The following is a 22,956-nucleotide window of genomic DNA, read 5'->3' as shown; positions in this document are numbered from 1 at the left end:
TGCCATGTTCGACAGTGTGGGTTGGGGAGAGATCTTCATCCTGATCGTCGCCGGACTCGTCATCCTGGGGCCGGAGCGGTTACCGGGAGCGATCTCGTGGACGATGCAGTCGCTGCGCAAGGTTCGCGAGTACGCGACCGGAGCGACCGATCAGCTCAAGAACGACTTCGGTACGGACTTCGACGACCTCCGCAAACCTCTCGCCGATCTCAACGAGCTACGCGGCATGACACCGAAATCGATGATCACCAAGCATCTGCTCGACGGCGACGACTCGGTCTTCAAGACCTTCACCGATGCCGGCTCGGTGCTCAAGTCGGCCACCGACACCCCGCCGATCAAGCCGGTGTCCAAGCCCATGCCCGACGGCCCAGCCGGTGAGTCCGGGCCGTCGCTGAGGAAGCCGAGTGCCGCGGGCTCGGCCGAACACCGGCCCGCACGCGGACATCACGACGTCTCCGATTGGGACGCAACGTAATTCGCTGATCGACGAGGTGCCGGCCGCGAACGTCAGTGCCGGGTGGTGTCGATCCCCAGGCTCATGCCGGCCAGGCCGCGACGACGGACCGCGAGTTTGTCGGCGATCGCCCGCAACGCCGATCCCGACGCGGATTCGGGCTGGGCGAGCACGACCGGTGTGCCGGCGTCACCGCCTTCCCGCAACGCGGGTTCGAGCGGGACCTGACCGAGTAGATCGACCTGTGCGCCGACCATCTGGGTCAACCGATCGGCGACCGTCTGGCCGCCACCGGAACCGAAGGGTTCCATCCGTGTGCCGTCGGGCAGTTCCATCCACGACATGTTCTCCACGACGCCGAGGATCTTCTGCCGGGTCTGCAGAGCGATCGCACCGGCTCGCTCGGCAACCTCGGCAGCCGCCTGTTGCGGGGTGGTGACCACCAGGATCTCCGCACCGGGGATCAGCTGGGCGATCGAGATGGCGACGTCGCCGGTGCCGGGCGGCAGGTCGAGCAGCAGCACATCGAGGTCACCCCAGTACACGTCGGCCAGGAACTGCTGTAACGCCCGGTGCAGCATCGGCCCGCGCCAGGTGACCGGGGTGTTGCCGCTGGTGAACTGGCCGATCGAGATGAATCGCACGTCGTGGGAGATCGGCGGCATGATCATCTTCTCGACCTGGGTGGGCTTGGCGTCGCTGCCGAGCATCCGGGGCACCGAGTGGCCGTAGATGTCGGCGTCGAGCACCCCGACCGACAGTCCGCGCTCGGCGAGCGCGCAGGCGAGATTGACGGTGACCGACGACTTCCCGACGCCACCCTTGCCCGAGGCGACGGCATAGACGCGGGTCAATGATCCCGGCTGGGCGAAGGGGATCACCGGCTCGGCGGAGTCGCCACGGAGCTTCTTGCGGAGCTCGGAGCGTTGCTCGTCGTCCATCACGTCGAGGGTCACGCGTACCTCGCCGACCCCGGGTACGTCGGAGACCGCGGTTTCCACCCGGCCGCTGATCTCGCCGCGCATGGGGCAGCCCGAGGTGGTCAGGTACACCGCGACGTCGACACTGGCGTCGTCGTTGACGGCCACCGATTTCACCATGCCGAGATCGGTGATGGGTTTGCCGATCTCCGGGTCCCGCACCTTGGACAGGGCGGCGCGGACCGCGGATTCGTTGGGCGTCACTGCTGTAGTCATCACCTGCCAGCTTAACCGCCGGTGATGACCTCGCCGTCGGCGTCACCCCCGCGCAGACGCGGTCAGGCCGTCGGCGACCGTCCGATCAGCGAGCCGGGGTGGTCTGCGGGGTGACTCGAGGGGTGGGCGCGGGTGCCGGCGCGGGCGGTTGACCCGGCAAGGTGATCCCCGGTGGCAGACAGATCATGCCGAGACACTGCTGAGTCGGGGTGGTTGTCGAGGGGCCCGAGGGACCCGACGAGGGGGCGCCGCTCGACGGGGAGGACGGCCGGGACGGCGAGCTCGACGACGAACTCGACGGTGGGCGCATCTCCGGGATCGGGGTCGTCGGCATCACCCCGGTCGCATACGCCGCCGCCCAGGCCAGCACGTTCTGCGCATACGCCAGAGAGTGGTTGTACCGCATGACCGCGGCGACCTTGGTGCCGTCGGCCATGATGTCGGACACGCCCGCGCACAGATAGCGTGCCGCCGAGTAGGTGGCGTCGAAGATGTTGTTGGGATCGGCTTTGCCGTCACCGTTGCCGTCGCTGCCCCATGCGGCCCAGGTGCTCGGGATGAACTGCATCGGTCCCATGGCCCGCGCATGCGATCCATCCGCGTTGCGGATGACCTCGTTGCCCGCCAGCGAACCGTCGAGCACCGGGCCCTCGATGGGGACCAGGGTGGTGCCGTATTGATCGACATCACCGTTGTCGGCGTGATTGGACTCGATGCGGCCGATGCCGGCGAGCAGGAACCACGGGATCTTGCAGGCCGCGTTCTCGGAGGCCTCTCGGTCGGCGGCGAGCTTGTACGCCTGCAGCACGATCCCCGGGATGCCGAGCGGACCCGACGGCAGATCCGCCGACAACCGGAATTGCGGCGCGACGTCGGGAGCGGCGGTACGGGCCGCCGGAGGCGCGAAGCCCAGGAGCGAAACAGGTTGCGCCGCAGCGACTCCGGCCACATCGATCGGAGCGTTGGCGGCGAGTGGGACGCCACCGCCGTCGTGGGCGCTCGAGGTGGCCGCTCCCAGGACCATCGCGCCGACGAGAAGACTGCCCGCGCCGACCGACAGCGTGCGCCGGGTCAGCGCCGAACCGCGATGCGGGCCGCGGGATCGGTGGAAGGGATGCGGCAGTCTCATCGCGGATCCCCGTTGTCATGGGTCGGTCCGATGTGCTGTGTCCACGTCATGGGTCCGCGCCTCACCGCGCTGGTCCCCGTGCTCGCTATCTGCCCTGTCACGTCGTTCACTCCGTTGTCAACGTCCACCCGTCGTCGCCTCCCCCGGGAGAGCGGTTGCGGTCGGGCCGGATCTCGTGGGTGACACGAGCGGCAGTCGACCTGCAATGTGGTCCACCATACATATGGGTCGGATGTCCCAATCGGTGAACCCGGGGATTGGAACCCGGGAACGAAACCCGGCGGGCGAGTGCCGGCACGTACGACCCGAACGTGTGATTGGTCGTGGCGAGTGCGGTGTTACGCGCGGTCGGCGCCGCCTCGCCGGGACAGGTGATCGGAGGGTTGGTCGAGGTCGCGGTTGGCGAGCCGATCAACGAGGTCATCGAGCAGGTCGTCGAGTTCCTTGCGCAGGTAGTCGCGGGTGACGGTGTCACCCACGGCCAGGCGCACCGCCGCCAGTTCGCGGGCGAGGAATTCGGTGTCGGACTTCGTCTGGGCGGCTCGGGTGCGGTCCTCCTCGAGCGCAACCTTGTCGCGGTTCTCCTGACGGTTCTGCGCGAGCAGGATCAGCGGCGCCGCGTACGCGGCCTGGGTGGAGAAGGCGAGATTGAGCAGGATGAACGGGTAGGGATCCCATCGAAGCGAGACCGCGAACAGGTTGATGGCGATCCACACCACCACGATCACGGTCTGGATCGCAAGGTAGCGGCCGGTCCCGAGGAAGCGGGCGATGCGTTCGCTGTAGACGCCGACGACGTCGGAGTCGAGGTTGAAGGCCGGCCGCCGGCGTTCGCGGGGCGTGTCCAGCCTGCGGCCTCGGGGTTCGCTCACGACCGCACCTCGTCGGGCTGATCGATCGGCTCGGTCTCGCGCCAGTCACGTGGCAGCAGTTGATCGAGGAGGTCGTCGACGCTGACCGCGCCGAGCAGGTGGTGCTGATCGTCGACGACCGGCCCGCACACCAGGTTGTAGGTAGCGAAGTAGCGGGTCACGGTCTCCAGGGAGTCCTCCGGTCGTAGGTGGGCGAGATCGGTGTCGAGGATGCCACCCACGATGTTGGCGGGTGGCTCCCGCAGCAGCGCCTGCACGTGCACGCAGCCGAGGTATTTTCCGGTGGGTGTGGAGGTCGGCGGCCGGACGACGAAGACCAGGCTCGCGGCGGCGGGATTGATGTCGGGGTCGCGGATCCGCGCGAGCGCCTCGGCGACCGTGGTCGCCGGGGTGACGATGATCGGCTCGGAGGTCATCAGTCCGCCGGCGGTGTCGGGGGAGTGGGTGAGCAGTCGCCGAACCGGCTCGGAATCCTCCGGGTCCATGCGCGCCAGGAACGACTCGGCCTCGGTGTCGGAGAGCTCGCCGAGCAGGTCGGCGGCATCGTCGGGATCCATGGCCTCGAGCACGTCGACGGCGCGATCGAGTTCCAGATGCGACAACAAATCCTTCTGATCGTCGGGCGGTAACTCCTGCAGCACGTCGGCCAGGCGCTCGTCGTCGAGGGCCGAGGCGATCTCGTCGCGACGCTTGACGGGCAACTCCCGCAACGCATTGGCGACGTCGGCGGCACGCATGCCCTCGAATTGCAGGAGGGCTTGTGCCACCCCCTGTCCGGGCAGGTCGAGGCTGCTCTGGGTCATACCGTGCACGTTGGACCACTCCACGACGTGGGTCTCGCCGCGGCGCAGCCCCCGTCGGCCGGAGCGCACCGCGACGCGGGCCACCACCCAGTCGCGGGTGCGGGTACGCTCGATGCCGAGATCGACCACGGGCACATCGATTCCGGCGAGATCGGGCAGATCGGGGTCGACGACGCGGACCCGCGTGTCGAGGATCTGCCCGATCGCGAGTGCCTCACCGGGGCGTAGGTGCAGTCGGCGCAGGCTGACCGTTCCGGTGTTGAGTGTCACCGCATTGGGTTCGATCGAGGTCACCCGGAGCATCGGGACGAAGATGCGTCGCCGCGTGGTCAGTTCCACCGCGAGTCCGAGTGCGCGCGGCTGTTGGCCGGGCAACCGCACCGAGATCACCGCGTCGCGCACACGCCCGATCGATTCACCGTCCGGGCCAAGGACGGCCAATCCGACTAACCTGGCCACGAACACCTTGCTCACCGCCGACATGGGAGTAAGGGTAGTGGCATCGCACCGGGGACGAATGCATGCCGGCGGCGGGTCGAGGACCCGAAGCCGACCGCGGACCCGACTGACCCGCAAGGAGTGAGAATGACCAATCCCATGCAGCCGTCGCGGCAGACGCCGGGACTGCCGACGCCGCCCAAGGGTTGGCCGATCGGCTCGTATTCGACCTACGCCGAGGCTCAGCGCGCGGTGGACTACCTGTCCGACGAGCACTTCACGGTCGAGGACGTCACCATCGTCGGCGTTGACCTGATGCAGGTCGAGCGCGTCATCGGACGGCTGACCTGGGGCAAGGTCATCGGTGGCGGCATCGTGTCGGGAGCGTGGCTGGGTCTGTTCTTCGGTTTGCTGGTTTCGATCGTCGTCTCGGGAAATCCGCTGGTGCCGATCCTCTTCGGTCTCGTCGGCGGTGTCATCTTCGGTCTGATCTCGGCAACCATTCCCTATGCGGCGACCCGCGGTCAGCGAGATTTCGCCTCGACCATGCAATTGGTGGCGGGACGCTATGACGTGCTCTGCGATCCCAAGAGCGCGGAGAAGGCACGCAACATGCTGGCCCGACTGAACCCCTGACGCAGATTTCCGATCTTCGCCACCGAATCCTCACGGTGTGCGAATCCATCCCGACCCCGAATCCATCGCGGTCACCGGGTGACACGGTCTCGAATTGGCACGGCCGCACACATTGTGTTGCCCGTCACATACATGTCGGGATAGCGTAACCTCCGAGACGGCCATGATCGCGTCGCGCACAACGCGTCGGCGTCGTCATGTGCACGACATGGAGGAGGCCGCGTGCGGCGCAGGATGGGCGGTGCGAGTCGCGATCCCGGTGATGGGTCGCGAAACCGGAAGTCGTCTTTGGGGATCCGCGGCAAGGTGGTCATCGCCGCGGCCGCGCTGGCCACGCTGGCGCCGATCGTGACGGCTTGCGGGTCCGGTTACGAGGCGGGTGTGCTGAATCTGTATCCGCCTGCCGACGGCGCGGATTCGGTGAAGGTCCAGGCGGACAAGTGCTCGAAGGAATCGGGCGGCGAATACCGGATCGTCACCACCGCGCTGCCCAAGGCCGCCGACGACCAGCGACTGCAACTGGCCCGACGCTTGTCGGGCAACGATCACAGCCTGGACCTGATGGGCATGGACGTGGTGTGGACGGCCGAGTTCGCCGACGCCGGTTGGCTTGTCCCGGTGCCGGACGATCTCGTCGGACAGGTCACCGCGCGTACGCTCGGCGGTCCGTTGGAGACAGCGCAGTGGAAGACCCCCGGTGATGCTGCCCAGCGCCTCTACGCCATCCCGATCTGGACCAACACGCAGCTGCTCTGGTATCGCAAGGACGTTCTCGCCGATACGGTCCGCCAGCCCGCCGCGACCAACTGGGAGCGGATGCTCGAGCAGGCCCAGGTCAGCCTCGCAAAGGGCGGACCCGGCCAGATCATGGTGCAGGGCAAGCAGTATGAAGGTCTGATGGTCTGGTTCAACTCCGTGTTGGCCAGTGCCGGCGGCCAGATCGTCGATCCCGACAACCCCAGCAAGGTGACACTGAACGACACCCCGGCGCACCGTGCCGCGACGGTCAAGGCACTGCAGATCCTCAAGGCGGTGGCCACCGCGCCGGGCCACGATCCGTCGCTGACCAATGGTGACGAGACCAGCTCACGCCTCGGCATGGAGAACGGATCGGCGCTCTACGAGGTGAATTGGCCGTTCGTGCTCGCTTCGATGCGAGAGAACGCGTCGGCGGGCAGTGTCCCGTATCTGACGGATCTGCAGAAGTACAAGAATCTGTTCGCCGACCCGAACAACTCGCCCACCGATGCGCAGTTGGCGCCGGTGACCAAGGCCGTGCGGCAGAAGTTCGACTTCCGGCCGTATCCGGGAGTCGGTGATCTGCCCGCCAAGAGCACGCTCGGTGGACTCAACATCGCCGTCGCCAGCACCTCGCAGCAGAAGGACCTCGCGTTCAAGGCGGCGATGTGCCTGACGAGCGCCGACGCGCAGAAGTACTACAGCCTTAACGCGGGTACGCCGCCGGTGATCTCGTCGCTCTACTCCGACCCGGAGTTCCGGGCGGCCTATCCCATGGCCGACGACATCAAGCTGCAGCTCGAACCCGATCACGCGGCACTGCGTCCGAAATCGCCGCAATACCAGTCCATCTCGACGCTGGTTCAGGCCAAGCTGTCACCGGTCGGGGCGTGGGACCCACAGAATCTGGTCGATCAGCTCGCCGATGCGGTACAGAAGGCGATCAACGGGGAGGGCATCATCCCATGACCAACGACGACAACGAGGCCTCACGCCGCGGCCGGCACGCGATGCCGGAGGGCGAACAGCCCACGGCCCCAGCCGAACCCGGTCTCGACGTGACCGCTCCGCACACCTTCGGGCCCACCGTGCATTCCCCGGTGTGGGAAGCGCCTGCGGAATCACCGGCGGCAGGCCGGGTTCCGGATGCTGATGCAGCCGGCTCGACGCGGGCCGCACCGGCCACCGCGGTGATCGATCACCCTGCGCCGGCGGCCGCCGCCCCGAAGCGGAGTGAGGGTAAGAAGGCCGAGCGTCGGTTGGCGTTCTGGTTGGTGTTGCCTGCGGTGGTGATGATGGCGGTGGTGACGGGATATCCGATTGTTTATGCGGTGTGGTTGTCGTTGAACAAGGCGAGTTTGTCGGCGCCGGGTAAGCGTGAGTTCGTCTGGTTCGCCAATTACGGGACTGTGCTCTCGGATGGGTATTGGTGGACGGCGTTCGGGGTGACGTTGGGGATCACGGTGGTGTCGGTGGTGATCGAGTTCGTGTTGGGGTTGGCGATTGCGTTGGTGATGCATCGGACGTTGTTCGGGCGGGGCACGATTCGGACGGTGGTGTTGATTCCGTATGGGATTGTGACGGTCGCGGCGGCGTTCTCGTGGTATTACGCGTGGACGCCGGGGACGGGGTATCTGGCGAATTTGTTGCCGGATGGGAGTGCCCCGTTGACTCAGCAGTGGCCGTCGTTGGCGATCATCGTGTTGGCCGAGGTGTGGAAGACGACCCCGTTCATGGCGTTGTTGTTGCTGGCGGGGTTGGCGTTGGTGCCTGATGATTTGTTGAAGGCCGCCCAGGTGGATGGGGCGGGGGCGTGGACGCGGTTGTGGCGGATCATTTTGCCGTTGATGAAACCGGCGATCTTGGTGGCGTTGTTGTTCCGCACGTTGGATGCGTTCCGGGTGTTCGACAACATTTATGTGTTGACCGCCGGGTCGAACAACACCTATTCGGTGTCGATGCTCGGCTACGACAATTTGTTCAAGGGTTTCAATCTGGGGGTGGGGTCGGCGATCTCGATCCTGATCTTCGTGTGTGTGGCGATCATCGCGTTCATCTTCATCAAGGGGTTCGGTACTGCGGCACCGGGCTCGGACAACGAGGGGAGGTAAGGGGCGGTGAAGACCGGTACCAAACCGAAAGTGTGGTGGGCGATCGCGAACCTGGTGGTGATCCTGTATGCGATCATCCCGTTGTTGTGGATCGTGAGTTTGTCGTTCAAACCCGCCTCGAGTGTCACCGACGGCTCGTTCATCCCGAAGGAATGGACGTGGGACAATTATTCGTCGATCTTTTCCACGAGCGCGTTCACCTCGGCGTTGATCAACTCGATCGGGATCGGGTTGATCACCACGGTGATCGCGGTGGTGTTGGGTACGATGGCCGCCTATGCGGTGGCCCGTCTGGACTTTCCGGGGAAACGCCTGCTGATCGGGGCGGCCCTGTTGATTGCGATGTTCCCGCAGATCTCGCTGGTCACCCCACTGTTCAACATCGAACGCACCCTGGGGTTGTTCGACACGTGGCCGGGGTTGATCCTGCCCTACATCACCTTCGCGTTGCCGTTGGCGATCTACACGCTCTCGGCGTTCTTCCGGGAGATCCCGTGGGAGTTGGAGAAGGCCGCAAAAATGGATGGCGCGACCCCGTTCCAGGCGTTCCGGAAGGTGATCGCCCCGCTGGCGGCGCCGGGGGTGGTGACCGCGGCGATCCTGGTGTTCATCTTCGCGTGGAACGACCTGTTGCTGGCGTTGTCGTTGACCTCGACCGAACGGGCGATCACCGCGCCGGTCGCGATCGCGAACTTCACCGGCAGTTCCCAGTTCGAGGAACCCACCGGGTCGATCGCCGCGGCCGCGGTCGTGATCACCATTCCGATCATCATCTTCGTGTTGTTCTTCCAACGTCGAATCGTGGCCGGGTTGACCTCCGGCGCGGTGAAGGGATAAACCCATGGCAGACATCGTTTTGGACCACGTCAGCAAAACCTATCCCGACGGCTCGACCGCGGTACACGAGGTGAGTATCGATATCGCCGACGGAGAGTTCATCATCCTCGTCGGTCCGTCCGGCTGCGGGAAATCGACCACCCTGAACATGATCGCCGGGCTCGAGGACATCACCAGCGGGGAACTACGGATCGCCGGGCAACGCGTCAACGAACGCGCCCCCAAAGACCGCGACATCGCCATGGTGTTCCAGTCCTACGCCCTGTACCCGCACATGTCGGTGCGGGAGAACATCGCGTTCCCGTTGACCCTGGCGAAACTGTCGAAAGCCGAGATCGCCGCGAAGGTCGACGAAGCCGCTCGCATCCTCGACCTGGGCCCCTACCTGGATCGCAAACCCGCGAATCTGTCCGGTGGGCAACGCCAACGCGTCGCGATGGGCCGGGCGATCGTGCGGTCGCCCAAGGCGTTCTTGATGGACGAACCCCTGTCGAACCTGGATGCGAAACTACGGGTCCAGATGCGCGCGGAGATCTCCCGGCTGCAACAACGCCTGGGGACCACCACCGTGTATGTCACCCACGACCAAACCGAAGCCATGACCCTTGGTGACCGCGTCGTGGTCATGCGCTCGGGATACGTCCAGCAAATCGGGTCTCCTCAAGAGCTCTACACCAACCCCGCCAACATCTTCGTCGCGGGATTCATCGGCTCGCCGGCCATGAACTTCCTGCCCGGACGACTCGGCGCCGACGGCATCTCGACCCCGATCGGCACGATCCCCCTGCACGACCAACAACAAGTCACCGACAGTGCCGGCCGGGTCAACAGCACCGGCGAGGTCCTCGTCGGTATCCGCCCCGAACACCTCGAAGACGCCCACCTCATCGACACCGACACCCGCTCCCACGGCATGACGTTCACCGCCGGGATCGACGTCCTCGAATCCATGGGATCAGACAACTACGCTTACTTCCGCATCGACTCCCACCACTCGGCGAATGACGCACTCGCCGAACTGTCCGCCGACTCCGGCGCCACCCTCGGCGGCGGCGACATGATCGCCCGACTCTCCCCCGAATCACACATCCGCCGCGGCAGCACCGCCGAACTCTACTTCGACCCCACCAAAATCACCATCTTCGACCAACAAACCGGCACGAGCCTGCGTGGTGCACCGGCGAATTCGGTTGCAGGCGGGCCGGCCCTGTCGAAGGGGTGAGCGCCGCGGTCGGCGGCGGGTGATTACCGGCGCCGGCGCCGCGGCTGTTCGCGGAGTTCGTCGATGATCTCGTCGTCCCAGATGTGCTTACGCACCAGGCGATAGCGCTCGCACGCGAGCCACAGGTAGAGTTCGGCGTCGCTGTCGAGGTCGGACCGGACATCGGCGCGTCGGGCCATACGGATGACCGGCAGGAACTCCTCACCGAACCACCGCCGTGCCACCTCGGTACGGCCGAGGAATTCGCCGACCTCCTGGCTGAGACGGAATCCCCACGCCTCCACCGCCTCTGCGAGTTCGGCGTAGTCGAAGGGGTCGGCGAATCGGATGGTGTCGGCCTGTGCACCCGACAGCGGCACCCGCGACAAGAACAGGCGGCGGTGGTCCTTGAGGAGGAGGTCTCCGGGCACATTGATGCCCTCGGGGGAGATGCGGGTGTGGATCTCGGTGACGTAGGCGTCGATGGTGTCGAGGTGACGGGCGATGGCGATCGAGATGCGGTGGTGTCCGTCGATGACGAAATGCATCCCACCGATCCGGTACAACCGGACAGGTGGCATCGACTCACCGCGACGCTGAGCGGCGGCGAGCCGCTGCCACCGACTGCGAATCCGGGCCGACGTCGGGCGGAAGTAGCGGTCGAAATCCTTGGTGCGGTCCACACTTCCGACGATCGAGGCCACCTCGACCGTCTGCAGTCCGAGGTAGGTCTCGCCGGTCCGGCCCAGTGCGGCGACGACCTCGTCGAAGGGGAGGATCGCATTGACGTCGGCGGGTTGTCGGGTGAACCACTGGGTCAGCCGGGCGAGTTCGGCTTGCCGGCGCATCCGCTGGAAGTCGTTCTCGGCGTCGGCGTCCGGGAATCCGGTGTCACGAGCCATATCTGCGCCTCACGATCCTGAAATCGCCGGTGTCGGTGTCGAAGTCGAATTGGCAGTAGCCGACGACGTTCATCGACACGGTGTCGGTCCCGATGATCAGGTCACGCGGTTGGGCACCGTAGGGATGGATGTGCCCGTGCACCATGATCTTCGGTCGTAACCGGTCGACCAGCGGGTGGAAACACGAGAACCCGCGGTGCGGCCGGTCCTCGGCGTCGCCCACACCGCGTGCCGGCGAATGGGTGAGCAGGATGTGCGGACGGGCACGCACGCCGCCTCGGGCGCGCAGCACCCACGACCGCAACCGTTGCTGTGCCTCGGTGTACTGGTTGGGGCCGGAGTTGTAGCGGATGCTGCCCCCGAGTCCGCTGATCCGGACGCCGGCCGCGGTCACCGTCCGACCGTCGGCGTTGACCGCGCACTCGGGCCCGGGATAGGTGGTCGGCAATCCCGCCCGGGTCCAGCCGGCACGCGAGGACCGGTAGCCGCGCAGATCGCCGTCGTGGTTGCCCGGAACGAACACACATGGCGCATCACACAGGCTGGAGAGCACGTCGAGATACTTGTAGGGGAGATCGCCCGCGCCCAGGATGAGGTCGGGTTTGGTCTCGATACCCACCCCGAAGGTGAGTGACTCCACCACCTCGTCGGCGACCGCCAGGATGTTCACCACATGCACACCGTAATCGACCGTCGCCCGAGTGTGGACCGTCCGGATCGGGCGCGGTCGGTACGTCAGACGGTCAGTTCGTCGATCACGTCGAACGCGAGGTCGTCGGCTCGTGCGAGGTACACCGGCTGACGGGTGTGACGGCCGCGGAGTTCGACCTCGCCGCGCGGTCCGCGGTAGGTCACGCCGCGTGCCGTTCGGCCGATGGTGGCGGTGTCGAGGGAGCCCGCGGTGCGGGCGAGTGCTGCGAGCAGCATCAGCCCCTCGTAGCAGGATTCGCCGATGTTGTTCAATGCCGGTGCGTCGCGGCCGAATCGGCGTTCGTAGCGGGATCCGAACTCGAGACCTTCGGTGGTGACCACACTTTCGAAGTATCCGCATGCCGTGTACAGGTCGCGGGTGGCCTCGGCGCCGCAGCCGCACAGGACGTCCTCACCGATCATCATCGACAACCGGATGTGGTGCTCGTCGAGGCCTGCCGCGGCGAACGCGCGGTGGAATGCCGCGGCGTCGGCACCGACCATGAGGACGAGCACCCCATCGGGGCGGGTATCGGCAATCATCTGCAATGCAGGCCCGAAATCCCGGCCGCGCAGCGGGACGAAGTGATCGCCGACGAAGTCCATGTGCGCGCCATGGAGAAAGGCGCGGGTGCGCGCGGACGTCGCGCGAGGCCATACGTAGTCGTTGCCGATGACGCACCAGCGTCGGATTCCTCGGTTCTCGCGCAGCCACCGGATGGCGGGAACAACTGCTGATCGGGGGTCTCACCCACCATGTACACGCCGTCGGCGTCCTCGCCGCCCTCGTAGAACGTCGTGTACACGTATGGCACCCGCCCGGCCGTGTGCGGGATGATCACGTTGCGCGCGTTGGACAGGTGCCACCCGATCACGCTCTCGACGCGTTTGGTGGTGATGAGGCGGTCGATGGTGTCCGACAACCGGTTCAGGGGTGCTCCCGCATCGACGAGATGCACCCGAACCGGTCGGTCGAGGATGCCTCCGGCCGCGTTGACATCGGCGACGGCAAGTTCGGCGCTTGCCTCGCAGGAGGGGCCGAACATGCCGGCCGGACCGCTCAGCGGCACTGCGAGAGCGACGTCGAGGGTGGCGTCGTCGCCTCTGAGAACCACTGGTGAGGCCACAACCGACTCCCGGGGTGGATACGTGCTGACCTGCACAGTGTCCCACGAATCAGCGGTTGCGCAACGCCGGCTGCGCTGTCGCACCGGAGTCGATCACGATACGATGACCCATCATGTCCTCTGCCCCGAACGCGCGTGCCGCTGCCGTCGAGGAGCTGTCGCGTCTGCTGAATGCTGCTGCGGCCCAACTCGACTCCGCGGTCAGTGCGGAACTCGACGGCCTCACGACGGCGCAGTGGCACGTTCTGGCGGCTCTGGAGGGCGGAACGGGCAGGTCGATGTCGGAACTGGCTGCGGTCACCTTGGTGCCCGGACCGAGTCTGACCCGGCTGATCGACGGGATGATCGACGACAACCTCGTGCACCGGCGGCCCGACGAGACCGACCGGCGCAGAGTGGTGGTCTTTGCCACCCGACGCGGGGCGACGCTCCATTCGAGGTCCCAGGCGCGCATCGCCCGCTCGGCCTCGGTCGCCCGGGTGATCGACGATCCCGACGGGCCCGGGGTCCGGTTGGCGGGTGCTCTGGGCGTCCTTGGGTCGATGGACCTGACCGGCTGAGCGGATGCGGGTCCGGTCGGACTCTGCCATGTCCGCTGGTCGAGGTGTGACGAGGGCAGGGAGGAGCCTCGAGACCGCTTGTGCCGGTGCTGGTTCCGGTCTACGGCAGATCGGTACCTTCGATAGTCACGTCCGATCCACCGACTGGCCTGAGCGGACGCGCCCTAGAACGCCGAATGCGGCGCGCCCATTCCCGGGTCGATCTGCACCGGCCCCGACGCCGACGGGGCCACCGGGAAGTCGAAGATGGCGGTCGGGATGTACACGGTCGCACAGGAATTCGGTATGTCGACCACCCCCGACAGACGCCCCTCGATCGGTGCCGAGCCCAACAGTAGGTAGGCCTGCTCGGGGCTGTACCCGAACTTCGTCAGGTAGTTGATGGCGTGCAGACACGCGCGCTGATACGACAGGTCCGAGTCGAGATAGCGTTGTTCGCCGTCGAGGGTGACCGACGTGCCCGAGAAGGCGATCCACTGCGAGTACTGCGGATCGGTGTTGCCCGGCATGAAGATTGCGTTCTCGCTGACGCCGTAGGTCTCCATACCGCCCTTGATGAGGTCGACGTGGAGATCCATGAAGCCACCCATCTCGATGGCACCGCAGAAGGTGATCTCGCCGTCGCCCTGGGAGAAGTGCAGATCGCCGAAGGACAGGTTCGCGCCGGGCACGAACACCGGGTAGAAGACGCGGGTGCCCTTGGTGAGGTTCTTGATGTCCTGGTTTCCGCCGTTCTCGCGCGGGGGAGCGGTGCGTGCTCCCTCGCCCGCGACCCGTGTGAACTCGTCGCCGGTCAGCGATCCGAGGATCGCGCCGTCGGGCTCCGGCGGAAGTGCCAGCGGGGGCACGCGGTCGGGATCGGTGGCGATCAGTGCGGCTTCGCGCGCATTCCACCGGCCGAGCAACTCCGCCGACGGCGCCGTGCCCATCAGACCGGGATGGACGATACCCGTGTACTTCACATGCGGCACATGGCGACTCGTGGCCGACTGGCCGGCGAAGTCCCAGATCGCCTTGTAGGCGTCGGGAAACTGTTCGGTGAGAAAACCGCCACCGTTGAGCTTTGCGAAGATGCCGGTGTACCCCCAACCCTGGCCGGCCAGCGGTCCCGAGTCCTCCTGGGGGATGGGTCCGACGTCGAGGATGTCAACGATCAACAGGTCACCCGGCTCGGCGCCCTCGATCGCGAACGGGCCCGACAAGGTGTGGACGTTGTTGAGTGGGGCGTTGAGGATGTCGTCGGCGGAGTCGTCGTTGTGGATCGCGCCGTCGAACCATTCACGGCAATGTGCGCGGAAGGTGTCCCCGGGCTTGACGGTCACCGCGGGCGGGAGGTCGGGATGCCAGCGGTTGTGTCCGATGTGTCGCTGCTCGGTGAAGGGCTTCGCGGAATCGAGAGGAAAGAGGAGCTCGGGCATCGACAGGACCTCCGTGCGACTTGTTGTTTCCGGGTGGAATTATTCAACTACGTTCGTATCGGTTTCGCAGCCAATACACGTTACGAGCGTATGACGTTGTCTGAGTTGGCAGCTCAACCCGATGCCGGCGCGGGGGCGATCGCGCTAGGGTGGCAGGTATGCCGACCTATGTGTTCCGGTGTGACCGGCGGTGCGCGACGGTGGAACGCCACTATTCGATGGCGGCGGTCCCTGAGGCGATCGACTGTCCCGACTGCGGGGACGCGGCGCCGCGGCGGGTGCGTGCGCCTGCGCTCGGCGCCGGCGCGAGTACCGCCATGCGGCTGCAGGACGCGACGCGCTCGAGCGCCGAGACGCCCGCGGTGGTCTCGTCCGTGCCGTCCGCAGCGCGCAGGCGGACACCGGTGAGCACGAATCCGCTGCACCGACGCCTCCCTCGGCCCTGACGACGCCCCTGCGATTACCGTGGTGAGTCGTGAGCGACTCCACCAGCGATGCCATCAACCGATTCCTCGCCGACTCGCTCGGCGGTGCGCCGCAGCGTGCGTCGGTGACTTTTCTCGGTGTGGAGCCGATCGACGTGGTCCGCGTTGTTCTCGGGACCGAGGTCGTCTACGTCACGGTTGGTTGTGCGCGGCATCCGATGGCCGACCCGTCCGATCTGAACCCGGACCCGGTGCGCGGCCCGCGGGCCGAACTGGTCGTACGGATGCACGCCGGTGCTGCGCTGCCCGGTCTGCACCGACGGCTGGCGACACTGGCCGCGGCGCCGGCCGTCGAGGGGCTGGTGCTGGCCGCCGATGCGCTCCTCGATCTCGGTGAACCACTCTGGGACGGTTCGCCCTTCACCGCGGTGGTGATCGCCGACGATGATCTCGGAACGCTGGCGTTGCCTGCCCCGATGGACCCGGTGCGCTTCTTGCGGGCGATCCCGATCACCGCGAACGAAGCAGCATGGCTGCGCCTCAAGGGTGTCGAGGCGCTGCGTGAGGCGTGGGCCGAGGCCCGCATCGACCTCGCCGACCCGGCGCGGTCGCCGGCCACCATGTGATGGGCGAGTGGTTCAGCGACTCGACGTACGGAACTCGCCGGGCGTCAGTTCGGTCGATCGTTTGAAGACCTTGGTGAAGTTCGACTGGTCGTCGAAGCCGAGTGAGCGCGCCACGGTCGAGATCGAACCGGAGTCGTGTACCAACATTCGTTTGGCCTCCAGCACCATTCGATCCTCGATCACCTGGCGCGGAGTCACGCCGAGATGAGCGAGCACCACTCGATGCAGTGTTCGCTCCGAATAGCCGAGACGACGTGCGTACCACCGAGTGGATCGGCGCTGCGCATGGTAACGATCCACCTCGGCCCGGAACCGCCACAGCAGTTCGTGCCCGCCCCATTCGGACTTCGTGTCGCCGAGATCACGTGACGCCAGCATCATCAGTACACCCGAGGTCAGCAGGACCATCGCGGCGTCGTAGGCTTCGGCGTCGTGGCCGGCGAGATCCCGGTGGCGCCGATAGTGGGACAGCAGCATCGCGAAGTCCTGTGCAGCGCCCGAACCGTCGTCGGCGGGCCAGAACGACCATGTCCATCCGCCGATCCGATCCATCCGTTCGGTGAGCGCGGTGTCGAGTGCGGTGGCGGGCATCATGCACACGATCCCGTCCGCGGCCGTGATGTCACCCCATCGCTGAACTTGACCGGTATGTACCCACAGCACGTCACCGGGACCCACTTCGTATCGCGCAAAATCGACTTCGTGAGTGATGCTCCCACGCTCGATCCACACGATCAGTTCGAAGTCAATCCGTTGTGGCCCGGTGAATTCCGACTCACGGGCACCCCGCCGGAGTGCTTCGATCGTCGTGATCTCCAGCGAGTCGACGGGGCGGGAAAGCCGCCGGTACCGGATCTCACGGATCTCGGGTGTCTGTTTTCTACCAATACGCGACACTCTACTACCGGGACATCGAAAGCCGTCGTTCTTACGCTCGTCCATGGGTCGATCGCGACCCGTTGCCACACGATCCCGCGCCGAATGGATGCGGTACACGGCTTGGAAGGTGATGACGACGATGAAGACGAGGACGAGGACGAGGATGGCGATGGCGTGGACAGTTCGTCGACGCGTTGCGGGCGCGGTGCCGGCCGCGTTGTCCGGGCTGGTGGTGCTGACGGCATGCGCGGGTTCGGGCGACGCGGACACTCGCAACGATGGGGGACGAGACCTCGGTGCCGAAGAGGCGAATCGCGCACTGGTCGTCGAGTTCTACGACAACTTCGTCAACCGCCACGACGTCTCGGCGGCCTCGGTGGTCGCCGAGACCTGCAAGCAACACAACCCGCAGGTGCCCGACGGCGAGAAGCCGTTCGTCGACTTCTTCGCCGGGTTGTTCGCGCAGAACCCGCAGTCGCGCAGCACGATCGTGCGGAGCGCGACCGACGGAGACCTCGTCTATCTGCACGTCCACTCGGTGAACGGTCCCGGCGATCGCGGACAGGCGGTGGTCGACATCTTCCGCGTGGCCGACGGCAAGATCGTTGAGCACTGGGACGTCATCCAGGATGTTCCGTCGTCTGCGGCGAACCCGAACTCCATGTTCTGAAATCGGTTGCCGTACAACAGATCACAGCCAGTGATTGCGCCGCAATGCCCCCCACAGTGCGCCGCAGACCACCACCAGGAACAGGCAGACCAGACCGAAGCCCTGCGCATCGTGCATTCCCGGCAGGATGTCGAAGTTCATGCCGTAGAGGCCCGCGACCATCGTCGGGATGGCGCCGATCGCCACCCACGCGGAGATCTTGCGCATGTCGCTGTTCTGCTGGATGCCGACCTTCGCCGCGGCGGCGTCGAGAAGTGAGGACAAGACCTCATCGTACTCCACGACGCGGTCGACGACGGTGGTGAGGTGATCGGCGACGTCGCGCAGATAGCGTCGGATCTCCTTGGGCACCAAGGGGTTATTCGAGGTCAGCCGCGACAGCGGATTGGTCAGCGGGGTCACCGCGCGGCGAAGTTCGAGGACCTCGCGTTTGAGCAGATACACCGGTTCGATGTCGAGCCAGCGCTTCTTGTTGCCGAACACCGAACTCTCGATGGCGAGGAGGTCGGTCTCCATCCTCTCGCTGACCGCGAGGTAGCTGTCGACGACGAGGTCGGCGATGGCGTGCATGACCGCGGTCGGACCCAGGGCGAGGCGTTCGGGACGGGCCTCCATGCGTCGGCGTAATCCCGACAGGTGGGTGTGATCGCCGTGGCGCACGGTGATGACGAAGTCGGGGCCGGTGAAGATCATGATCTCGCCGGTCTCGACGACCTCACTGGCCTGCTCGATCGATTCGTGTTCGACGTACTTCACCGTGCGCAGCACCAAGAACTGGGTGTTGTCGTAGATCTCGAGTTTGGGGCGTTGGTGGGCGTGCACCGCGTCCTCGACGACGAGCTCGTGCAGTCCGAAGACCTCCGCCACGCCGGTCATCTGCTCGTCGTCGGGTGAATGCAGACCGAGCCAGACGAAACCCTCACCCGTACTGCGCACCTGTTCGAGGGCCTCGGAGTAGCCGATCCGTCCGGGCTGCCGATGCCCGTCGACGTAGACCGCGCAATCGACGATCGCGCGGGCGATCGGCACCGGGATCCTCGGTAGCGGCCGTCGCTCGCGGCGGCCGGTGGTGAATCCGAGGCCGGGGCGAAGATGGGGCATCGATGGCACGCCTGGGATGCTACGCGCCGCCCGTAAGATCAGCGCGTGTCCTTCGACGTCACGGTCTATACGACGACCCTGATCACCCTGCTGGTCATCATGGATCCGCCCGGGCAGATCCCCCTGTTCCTGTCGCTGGTCGGTCACCGGACGCCGGAGTACCGGCGCCGCGCCGCCTGGCAGGCCCCGCTGGTGAGTTTGCTGGTGATCAGTGTCTTCGCCATCGGCGGCAAGGCGATCCTGAACTACCTGCACATCGGTATCCCCGCCCTGCAGGGCGCCGGCGGACTGCTCCTGCTGCTGGTGGCGCTGCAGCTACTGACCGGGCTGGGCAGCGCCGGGTCGCCGCAGGCCTCCGAGGACGTCAACGTCGCGCTGGTGCCGCTGGGCACACCGCTGCTCGCCGGACCGGGTGCGATCGCTGCGGTCATCGTCGGGGTCAGCGGGGTCTCCGGTGACGCGGGCGGCTACCTCGCGATCGCGGCCGCCATCGTCAGCGTGCACATCGTCGTCGCGATCGTGTTGCGATACTCGACGGTGCTGATCCGCATCCTCGGTGTCGGCGGCATCACCCTGTTGGCCAAGATCGCCGGTCTGTTGCTGGCGGCCATCGCTGTGCAGCTCATCGCCGACTCGGTGGCCGGGTTCATCGCCGCCGGCGGGTGAGCGGCACGCTACGGTGAGTGCCGTGCGACATCGAGTGCGCCGCGGCGCGGCCCCGGCGATCCTGGCAGCCGTCCTGGTGCTGGTCGCCGCGCTCGCCGGATGCGGCAGCGGCGGAGACGATGCGGGCCCGGACGACAGCAGGCCATTGGTGATGGGTGCCTCCGGGACCCCGGAGTCGCTCGTGATGGCACAGATCTATGCGGGCGCGTTGCGCACTGCGGGTGCGCACGTCTCGGTCGAGCCGAGGATCGGCGGCGACACTGCACAACTCGACGCGATGCAGCGCGGTGAGGTCGATCTCTTCCCGGCATTCACCGGTCGGTTGCTGGCCGAACTCGCGCCGTCGCTGGCGCAGGCGGCGGACTCGCCCGTCTCCCCGGCGCCGTCCACGCAGCCCGCCGCCGAGGGCGCCGCCGCCGGTGACCCCAACTCCGACGTTCTCTACGTCGACCTGAATCATTCTCTGCCGCAGGGGGTCTCGGTCGGCGATGCGACGCCGGTGAGTGCCACCCCGCAATTGTTCGTCGCGACGTCGCTGGCCGCAACGGCCGGGGTGAGCGACCTGTCGGGGTGCGGGCGGCTGCCCGCCGACCTCCCGGTGGTCACCACCGGTGAGCCCGATCCGGCGACCCTGCGCGCCTTTACCGACGCCGGATGCCGGGCGGGTCCGGTGCAACGGGTCGCCGACGTGCACACCGTGCTCGAGCGGACGGCTACGGGCACCGCGCTCGGATTGCTCACGCCACTGCAGATCGGTGGCGACTCGGCCTCCGGGCCGGCCGGCCGCGTCGAGGCGTTACCCGCCCCGGCCGGCTCGGCGGGCCGGGGCATCGGACCGCAACCCGAGACACTCGTGCCCGTGTATCGGACCGCGGCGCTGACCCGCGATCAGGTGAAGGCCGTCAATCGGGTGGCCGGCGAGATCACCACCGCCGACCTCGCCACACTCGCCGGCAAGGTCCGCGCCGGCGCGCACCCGGCGGATCTGGCGGCTGATTGGCTCAACGAGCACCAGATCTGACGAGCACCGGATCTGAGGGTGTCTACTTGGCCCGGGTCAGTGCCAGGGCGGTGCCCTTGGCCATGACCCACTGGTACTTCGAGGCGACCACTCGTACCCACAGGTCGAGGAACTTGGCGTCGGCGCCGACCAGGATGCGCGTCTTGTTCTTGCGCACGCCATTGATGATGACGTCGGCGGCGTCCTCGGAGGTCATGCGGGCGAGGTAACGATCGAAGAAGTTGGCCGTCGCGGTGGCGTCGTGATCGCCGGAGACGGTCGCGTTGCGGGCGATCGCGGTCTTGATGCCGCCCGGGTGCACACACGACACCTTGACCGGGTGCTTGGCGACGATCATCTCCTGGTTCAGCGCCTCGGTGAATCCCCGGACGGCGAACTTCGCGGCGTTGTACGCGGCCTGACCGGGCTCGGAGAGGAGGCCGAACAGCGATGAGGTGTTGACGATGTGGCCGTCACCGGAGGCGATGATGTGCGGCAGGAAAGCCTTGGTGCCGTTGACCACTCCCCAGAAGTCGACGTCGACGACGCGCTCGATGTCCTTGAACTCGGTGCGTTCGATCTCGCCGTGGTGGGCGATCCCGGCGTTGTTGAAGATGACGTTGACCCGGCCGTAGTGGGCGACGACGGTCTCGGCGTAGTCAAGGACCGACTCGCGCTCGGCGACGTTGAGGATCTGCGAGTGCACCTCGCCGCCGGCCTCGGTGATCAGTCGCTCGGTGACCGCGAGCCCGTCCGGATTCACATCGGAGATGGCCAGTTTCGCGCCGAGACGGGAGAGCTTGACCGCGAGGTCGCGGCCCATACCCGAGCCCGCGCCGGTGACGACGACGACCTTGTCGCGAAAGTCCTTCATGAATGCCTTCTTTCGTGTGGTGGGAGTTGTTCAGGCTTTCGTGTGGTGGGAGTTGTTCAGGCGCCGACGCCGGCGGTGGGAGCGGAGGTGGGTTGCGCGGGCACGGCGCTCGCAGCGCGATCGATGTCGTAGGCGGCGACGTCGAATTTCCTGGTCTCGCGCCGGAAGTCGAAGGTGAATCCCGGCCACAGTGTGGTGATGTTGCCGTGCACGTCCTTGTACCAGGAGGCGCATCCGCCGTTGACCCAGACGCTGTTGCGGAGCTTGTGGGCGATGCCGGCGTTGTAGCGCCGCTGCGCGGCCTCGGTCACCTCCACGCGCGCCGCGCCGCGGGCGCGGGCGGTGGCGATGTAGTCGACCAGGTAGTTCAGCTGGGACTCGATCATGTACACCATCGAGGTGTGGCCCAGACCGGTCGACGGACCGATCATCAGCATCATGTTCGGGAACCCGTGGACGAACGAGCCCTTGTAGCCCTGCATTCCGATCTCGTCCCACACATTCGCCAGGCTGCGCCCACCGACGCCGACGATGTGGGAGAACACGGGGGAGTCGGTGACGTGGAAGCCGGTGGCCACCACCAGGATGTCGATGTCATGGGTTGTCCCGTCGGCGGTGACGATGCCGGTCTCGGTGACCCGCGAGATCGGATCGGTGACCAGATCGACGTTCGCGCGGTCGAGCGCGGGATACCAGGTGTTGGATCGCAGGATGCGCTTGCAGCCGATCTGGAAGTCGGGGGTGACGGCCTTGCGCAGTTGCGGGTCGCGGATGCCGCGGAAGATGTTGGCGCGGGCCAGCATCTCGACCGGCTTGAGTGCCTTCGGCGAATACGTCATGCCGAAGGCGATGAACTCGTTGAAGGTGTAGATCCCGGCCCGTGAGGCGGTCTGGACAGCGGGGATGTGCTTGAACGCCCAGTGCTCGACCGGGGTGTAGGGCCGCTCGGTGCGGGGAACGATCCACGGTGCGGTGCGCTGGTAGACGTCGAGATGTCCGGCTACCTTGGCCAGTTCGGGAACGATCTGGATCGCCGAAGCACCGGTGCCGATCACCGCGACGCGCTTGCCGCCGAAGTCCACCGAGTCGTCCCAGCGCGCCGAGTGCATGATGGTGCCGCCGAACGAGTCGATGCCGTCGATGTCGGGGAGGTTCGGCTCGCACAGCGGGCCGACCGCACCGATGAGATGACGTGCGCGATAAGTGTTCTCGCCGCCATCGGTGACCGTCGAGACGATCCAGTGGGCGGTGGCCTCGTCCCAGCGGGCCTCGGTGACCTCGGTGCCGAACCGTGCCTTCGCGCGCACTCCGTGCTCGTCGGCGACGGCGTTGATGTAGCGGTGGATCTCCGGCTGATGGGAGTAGGACCGCGACCACTCGGGGTTCGGGGCGAAGGAGTACGAGTAGAGGTTCGACGCCACGTCGCATGCGGCGCCGGGGTAGGTGTTGTCGCGCCAGGTGCCCCCGAAGTCGCTGCCACGGTCGAGGATGACGTAATCGTCGATGCCGCGCTGCGTGAGCTTGATGGCAGCGCCGAGGCCGGAGAACCCGGCCCCGACGATGGCGATCTCTACATCATGCGTTGTCATGGTGACCGAGC

General features: G+C 66.4%; 23 protein-coding genes and 2 pseudogenes. 12 read left to right on the top strand and 13 right to left on the bottom strand.

From position 1 onward, the window contains the following. Nucleotides 1–4 precede the first annotated feature (4 nt). Complete coding sequence (gene tatB / locus QNM97_RS14820; RefSeq protein ID WP_283819171.1) at nucleotides 5–478, top strand: Sec-independent protein translocase protein TatB; 474 nt, start codon at nucleotides 5–7, stop codon at nucleotides 476–478. 32 nt (nucleotides 479–510) lie between these two features. Here the strand turns inward: tatB and QNM97_RS14815 are convergent, their stop codons facing one another. The 4 genes from QNM97_RS14815 to QNM97_RS14800 all read right to left on the bottom strand — a co-directional run bounded on the left by QNM97_RS14815 (nucleotide 511) and on the right by QNM97_RS14800 (nucleotide 4,940). After that, nucleotides 511–1,653: an Mrp/NBP35 family ATP-binding protein gene (locus QNM97_RS14815; protein ID WP_283819170.1), complete on the bottom strand. Its 1,143-nt coding sequence runs from the start codon at nucleotides 1,651–1,653 to the stop codon at nucleotides 511–513. 85 nt (nucleotides 1,654–1,738) lie between these two features. Next, nucleotides 1,739–2,782, bottom strand: coding sequence for a lytic transglycosylase domain-containing protein (locus QNM97_RS14810; RefSeq protein WP_283819169.1), 1,044 nt, complete (start codon nucleotides 2,780–2,782; stop codon nucleotides 1,739–1,741). Between the two features lie 338 nt (nucleotides 2,783–3,120). Next, nucleotides 3,121–3,654 carry a DUF1003 domain-containing protein gene (locus tag QNM97_RS14805; RefSeq protein WP_283819168.1) on the bottom strand — a complete coding sequence of 178 codons (534 nt, stop codon included), beginning with the start codon at nucleotides 3,652–3,654 and terminating at the stop codon, nucleotides 3,121–3,123. Then, a complete protein-coding gene (locus QNM97_RS14800; RefSeq protein WP_079929308.1) occupies nucleotides 3,651–4,940 on the bottom strand; it encodes a magnesium transporter MgtE N-terminal domain-containing protein in 1,290 nt (429 codons plus the stop codon). The genes QNM97_RS14805 and QNM97_RS14800 overlap by 4 nt, the downstream gene beginning before the upstream one ends. A gap of 102 nt (nucleotides 4,941–5,042) precedes the next feature. Between QNM97_RS14800 and QNM97_RS14795 the strand changes: the two genes are divergently transcribed. The 5 genes from QNM97_RS14795 to QNM97_RS14775 all read left to right on the top strand — a co-directional run bounded on the left by QNM97_RS14795 (nucleotide 5,043) and on the right by QNM97_RS14775 (nucleotide 10,439). Further along, nucleotides 5,043–5,531, top strand: coding sequence for a YflT domain-containing protein (locus tag QNM97_RS14795; RefSeq protein WP_006368495.1), 489 nt, complete (start codon nucleotides 5,043–5,045; stop codon nucleotides 5,529–5,531). Nucleotides 5,532–5,819: 288 nt separating this feature from the next. Further along, on the top strand, nucleotides 5,820–7,238 hold the full coding sequence (locus tag QNM97_RS14790) for an extracellular solute-binding protein (protein ID WP_502875059.1): 1,419 nt from the start codon (nucleotides 5,820–5,822) through the stop codon (nucleotides 7,236–7,238). Continuing rightward, on the top strand, nucleotides 7,235–8,380 hold the full coding sequence (locus tag QNM97_RS14785; protein WP_283819167.1) for a carbohydrate ABC transporter permease: 1,146 nt from the start codon (nucleotides 7,235–7,237) through the stop codon (nucleotides 8,378–8,380). Before QNM97_RS14790 ends, QNM97_RS14785 begins: the two co-directional genes overlap by 4 nt. Nucleotides 8,381–8,386: 6 nt before the next feature. Further along, nucleotides 8,387–9,217, top strand: a complete 831-nt coding sequence (locus tag QNM97_RS14780; protein WP_208792839.1) for a carbohydrate ABC transporter permease — start codon at nucleotides 8,387–8,389, stop codon at nucleotides 9,215–9,217. Nucleotides 9,218–9,221: 4 nt separating this feature from the next. After that, the gene (locus QNM97_RS14775; RefSeq protein ID WP_283819166.1) at nucleotides 9,222–10,439 is read left to right on the top strand and encodes an ABC transporter ATP-binding protein; all 1,218 of its coding nucleotides are present in this window, start codon (nucleotides 9,222–9,224) and stop codon (nucleotides 10,437–10,439) included. Nucleotides 10,440–10,462: 23 nt separating this feature from the next. Here the strand turns inward: QNM97_RS14775 and QNM97_RS14770 are convergent, their stop codons facing one another. From QNM97_RS14770 to QNM97_RS14760, 3 genes and pseudogenes are all read right to left on the bottom strand, one after another. After that, nucleotides 10,463–11,320 (bottom strand): chromosome partitioning protein ParB, encoded by an 858-nt coding sequence (locus QNM97_RS14770; protein WP_283819165.1) that lies wholly within the window; start codon nucleotides 11,318–11,320, stop codon nucleotides 10,463–10,465. Beyond that, nucleotides 11,310–11,993: a metallophosphoesterase family protein gene (locus tag QNM97_RS14765; RefSeq protein ID WP_283819164.1), complete on the bottom strand. Its 684-nt coding sequence runs from the start codon at nucleotides 11,991–11,993 to the stop codon at nucleotides 11,310–11,312. The genes QNM97_RS14770 and QNM97_RS14765 overlap by 11 nt, the downstream gene beginning before the upstream one ends. A 62-nt stretch (nucleotides 11,994–12,055) precedes the next feature. After that, nucleotides 12,056–13,056 (bottom strand): annotated as a pseudogene (locus QNM97_RS14760) (substrate-binding domain-containing protein). Between the two features lie 194 nt (nucleotides 13,057–13,250). On the opposite strand from QNM97_RS14760, the gene QNM97_RS14755 reads away from it, so the two are divergent. Continuing rightward, nucleotides 13,251–13,697, top strand: coding sequence for a MarR family winged helix-turn-helix transcriptional regulator (locus tag QNM97_RS14755; protein WP_283819163.1), 447 nt, complete (start codon nucleotides 13,251–13,253; stop codon nucleotides 13,695–13,697). 164 nt (nucleotides 13,698–13,861) lie between these two features. Here the strand turns inward: QNM97_RS14755 and fmdA are convergent, their stop codons facing one another. Next, nucleotides 13,862–15,115, bottom strand: coding sequence for a formamidase (fmdA, locus tag QNM97_RS14750; RefSeq protein ID WP_283819162.1), 1,254 nt, complete (start codon nucleotides 15,113–15,115; stop codon nucleotides 13,862–13,864). Between the two features lie 158 nt (nucleotides 15,116–15,273). Between fmdA and QNM97_RS14745 the strand changes: the two genes are divergently transcribed. Together QNM97_RS14745 and QNM97_RS14740 are read left to right on the top strand one after the other, a co-directional pair. Further along, a complete protein-coding gene (locus QNM97_RS14745; RefSeq protein ID WP_283819160.1) occupies nucleotides 15,274–15,561 on the top strand; it encodes an FmdB family zinc ribbon protein in 288 nt (95 codons plus the stop codon). A 29-nt stretch (nucleotides 15,562–15,590) separates the two neighbouring features. Then, a complete protein-coding gene (locus QNM97_RS14740; RefSeq protein WP_283819159.1) occupies nucleotides 15,591–16,166 on the top strand; it encodes a suppressor of fused domain protein in 576 nt (191 codons plus the stop codon). Nucleotides 16,167–16,178: 12 nt separating this feature from the next. Here QNM97_RS14740 and QNM97_RS14735 read toward each other — a convergent pair whose 3' ends face one another. Beyond that, complete coding sequence (locus tag QNM97_RS14735) at nucleotides 16,179–16,757, bottom strand: AraC family transcriptional regulator (protein ID WP_283823209.1); 579 nt, start codon at nucleotides 16,755–16,757, stop codon at nucleotides 16,179–16,181. Nucleotides 16,758–16,862: 105 nt separating this feature from the next. Next, nucleotides 16,863–17,108, bottom strand: a pseudogene (locus QNM97_RS14730) (hypothetical protein); the annotation flags it as partial. A 106-nt stretch (nucleotides 17,109–17,214) separates the two neighbouring features. Here QNM97_RS14730 and QNM97_RS14725 point away from each other — a divergent pair. Continuing rightward, nucleotides 17,215–17,715, top strand: coding sequence for a nuclear transport factor 2 family protein (locus QNM97_RS14725; RefSeq protein ID WP_283819158.1), 501 nt, complete (start codon nucleotides 17,215–17,217; stop codon nucleotides 17,713–17,715). 21 nt (nucleotides 17,716–17,736) lie between these two features. Here QNM97_RS14725 and QNM97_RS14720 read toward each other — a convergent pair whose 3' ends face one another. Continuing rightward, nucleotides 17,737–18,816 (bottom strand): magnesium and cobalt transport protein CorA, encoded by a 1,080-nt coding sequence (locus tag QNM97_RS14720; protein WP_283823208.1) that lies wholly within the window; start codon nucleotides 18,814–18,816, stop codon nucleotides 17,737–17,739. A 45-nt stretch (nucleotides 18,817–18,861) separates the two neighbouring features. Between QNM97_RS14720 and QNM97_RS14715 the strand changes: the two genes are divergently transcribed. Both QNM97_RS14715 and QNM97_RS14710 read left to right on the top strand, forming a co-directional pair. Continuing rightward, entirely contained in the window at nucleotides 18,862–19,482 is a 621-nt protein-coding gene (locus QNM97_RS14715; protein WP_079929320.1) for a MarC family protein, read from the top strand. 34 nt (nucleotides 19,483–19,516) lie between these two features. After that, nucleotides 19,517–20,503 carry a glycine betaine ABC transporter substrate-binding protein gene (locus QNM97_RS14710; protein WP_502875058.1) on the top strand — a complete coding sequence of 329 codons (987 nt, stop codon included), beginning with the start codon at nucleotides 19,517–19,519 and terminating at the stop codon, nucleotides 20,501–20,503. A gap of 22 nt (nucleotides 20,504–20,525) precedes the next feature. On the opposite strand, the gene QNM97_RS14705 is transcribed toward QNM97_RS14710, so the two are convergent. Beyond that, the gene (locus QNM97_RS14705) at nucleotides 20,526–21,356 is read right to left on the bottom strand and encodes an SDR family NAD(P)-dependent oxidoreductase (RefSeq protein WP_283819156.1); all 831 of its coding nucleotides are present in this window, start codon (nucleotides 21,354–21,356) and stop codon (nucleotides 20,526–20,528) included. A gap of 56 nt (nucleotides 21,357–21,412) precedes the next feature. Continuing rightward, nucleotides 21,413–22,945 (bottom strand): flavin-containing monooxygenase, encoded by a 1,533-nt coding sequence (locus tag QNM97_RS14700; protein WP_283819155.1) that lies wholly within the window; start codon nucleotides 22,943–22,945, stop codon nucleotides 21,413–21,415. Nucleotides 22,946–22,956 lie beyond the last annotated feature (11 nt).

The sequence above is a fragment of the Gordonia sp. L191 genome (genome assembly GCF_030077625.1).
GTDB classification, from domain to species: Bacteria; Actinomycetota; Actinomycetes; order Mycobacteriales; family Mycobacteriaceae; genus Gordonia; species Gordonia polyisoprenivorans_A.
The sequence above is the reverse complement of the archived record's forward strand: the minus strand, read 5'-3'. Positions and strand labels throughout refer to the sequence as shown.

What these genes read in the sequence shown, in the direction of transcription:
- tatB (WP_283819171.1), top strand. Translation starts at nt 5, where the DNA reads ATGTTCGACAGTGTGGGTTGGGGAGAGATCTTCATCCTGATCGTCGCC.
- QNM97_RS14815 (WP_283819170.1), bottom strand. Translation starts at nt 1,653, where the DNA reads ATGACTACAGCAGTGACGCCCAACGAATCCGCGGTCCGCGCCGCCCTG.
- QNM97_RS14810 (WP_283819169.1), bottom strand. Translation starts at nt 2,782, where the DNA reads ATGAGACTGCCGCATCCCTTCCACCGATCCCGCGGCCCGCATCGCGGT.
- QNM97_RS14800 (WP_079929308.1), bottom strand. Translation starts at nt 4,940, where the DNA reads ATGTCGGCGGTGAGCAAGGTGTTCGTGGCCAGGTTAGTCGGATTGGCC.
- QNM97_RS14795 (WP_006368495.1), top strand. Translation starts at nt 5,043, where the DNA reads ATGACCAATCCCATGCAGCCGTCGCGGCAGACGCCGGGACTGCCGACG.
- QNM97_RS14785 (WP_283819167.1), top strand. Translation starts at nt 7,235, where the DNA reads ATGACCAACGACGACAACGAGGCCTCACGCCGCGGCCGGCACGCGATG.
- QNM97_RS14775 (WP_283819166.1), top strand. Translation starts at nt 9,222, where the DNA reads ATGGCAGACATCGTTTTGGACCACGTCAGCAAAACCTATCCCGACGGC.
- QNM97_RS14770 (WP_283819165.1), bottom strand. Translation starts at nt 11,320, where the DNA reads ATGGCTCGTGACACCGGATTCCCGGACGCCGACGCCGAGAACGACTTC.
- QNM97_RS14755 (WP_283819163.1), top strand. Translation starts at nt 13,251, where the DNA reads ATGTCCTCTGCCCCGAACGCGCGTGCCGCTGCCGTCGAGGAGCTGTCG.
- fmdA (WP_283819162.1), bottom strand. Translation starts at nt 15,115, where the DNA reads ATGCCCGAGCTCCTCTTTCCTCTCGATTCCGCGAAGCCCTTCACCGAG.
- QNM97_RS14745 (WP_283819160.1), top strand. Translation starts at nt 15,274, where the DNA reads ATGCCGACCTATGTGTTCCGGTGTGACCGGCGGTGCGCGACGGTGGAA.
- QNM97_RS14735 (WP_283823209.1), bottom strand. Translation starts at nt 16,757, where the DNA reads ATGCCCGCCACCGCACTCGACACCGCGCTCACCGAACGGATGGATCGG.
- QNM97_RS14725 (WP_283819158.1), top strand. Translation starts at nt 17,215, where the DNA reads ATGGCGTGGACAGTTCGTCGACGCGTTGCGGGCGCGGTGCCGGCCGCG.
- QNM97_RS14720 (WP_283823208.1), bottom strand. Translation starts at nt 18,816, where the DNA reads ATGCCCCATCTTCGCCCCGGCCTCGGATTCACCACCGGCCGCCGCGAG.
- QNM97_RS14705 (WP_283819156.1), bottom strand. Translation starts at nt 21,356, where the DNA reads ATGAAGGACTTTCGCGACAAGGTCGTCGTCGTCACCGGCGCGGGCTCG.
- QNM97_RS14700 (WP_283819155.1), bottom strand. Translation starts at nt 22,945, where the DNA reads ATGACAACGCATGATGTAGAGATCGCCATCGTCGGGGCCGGGTTCTCC.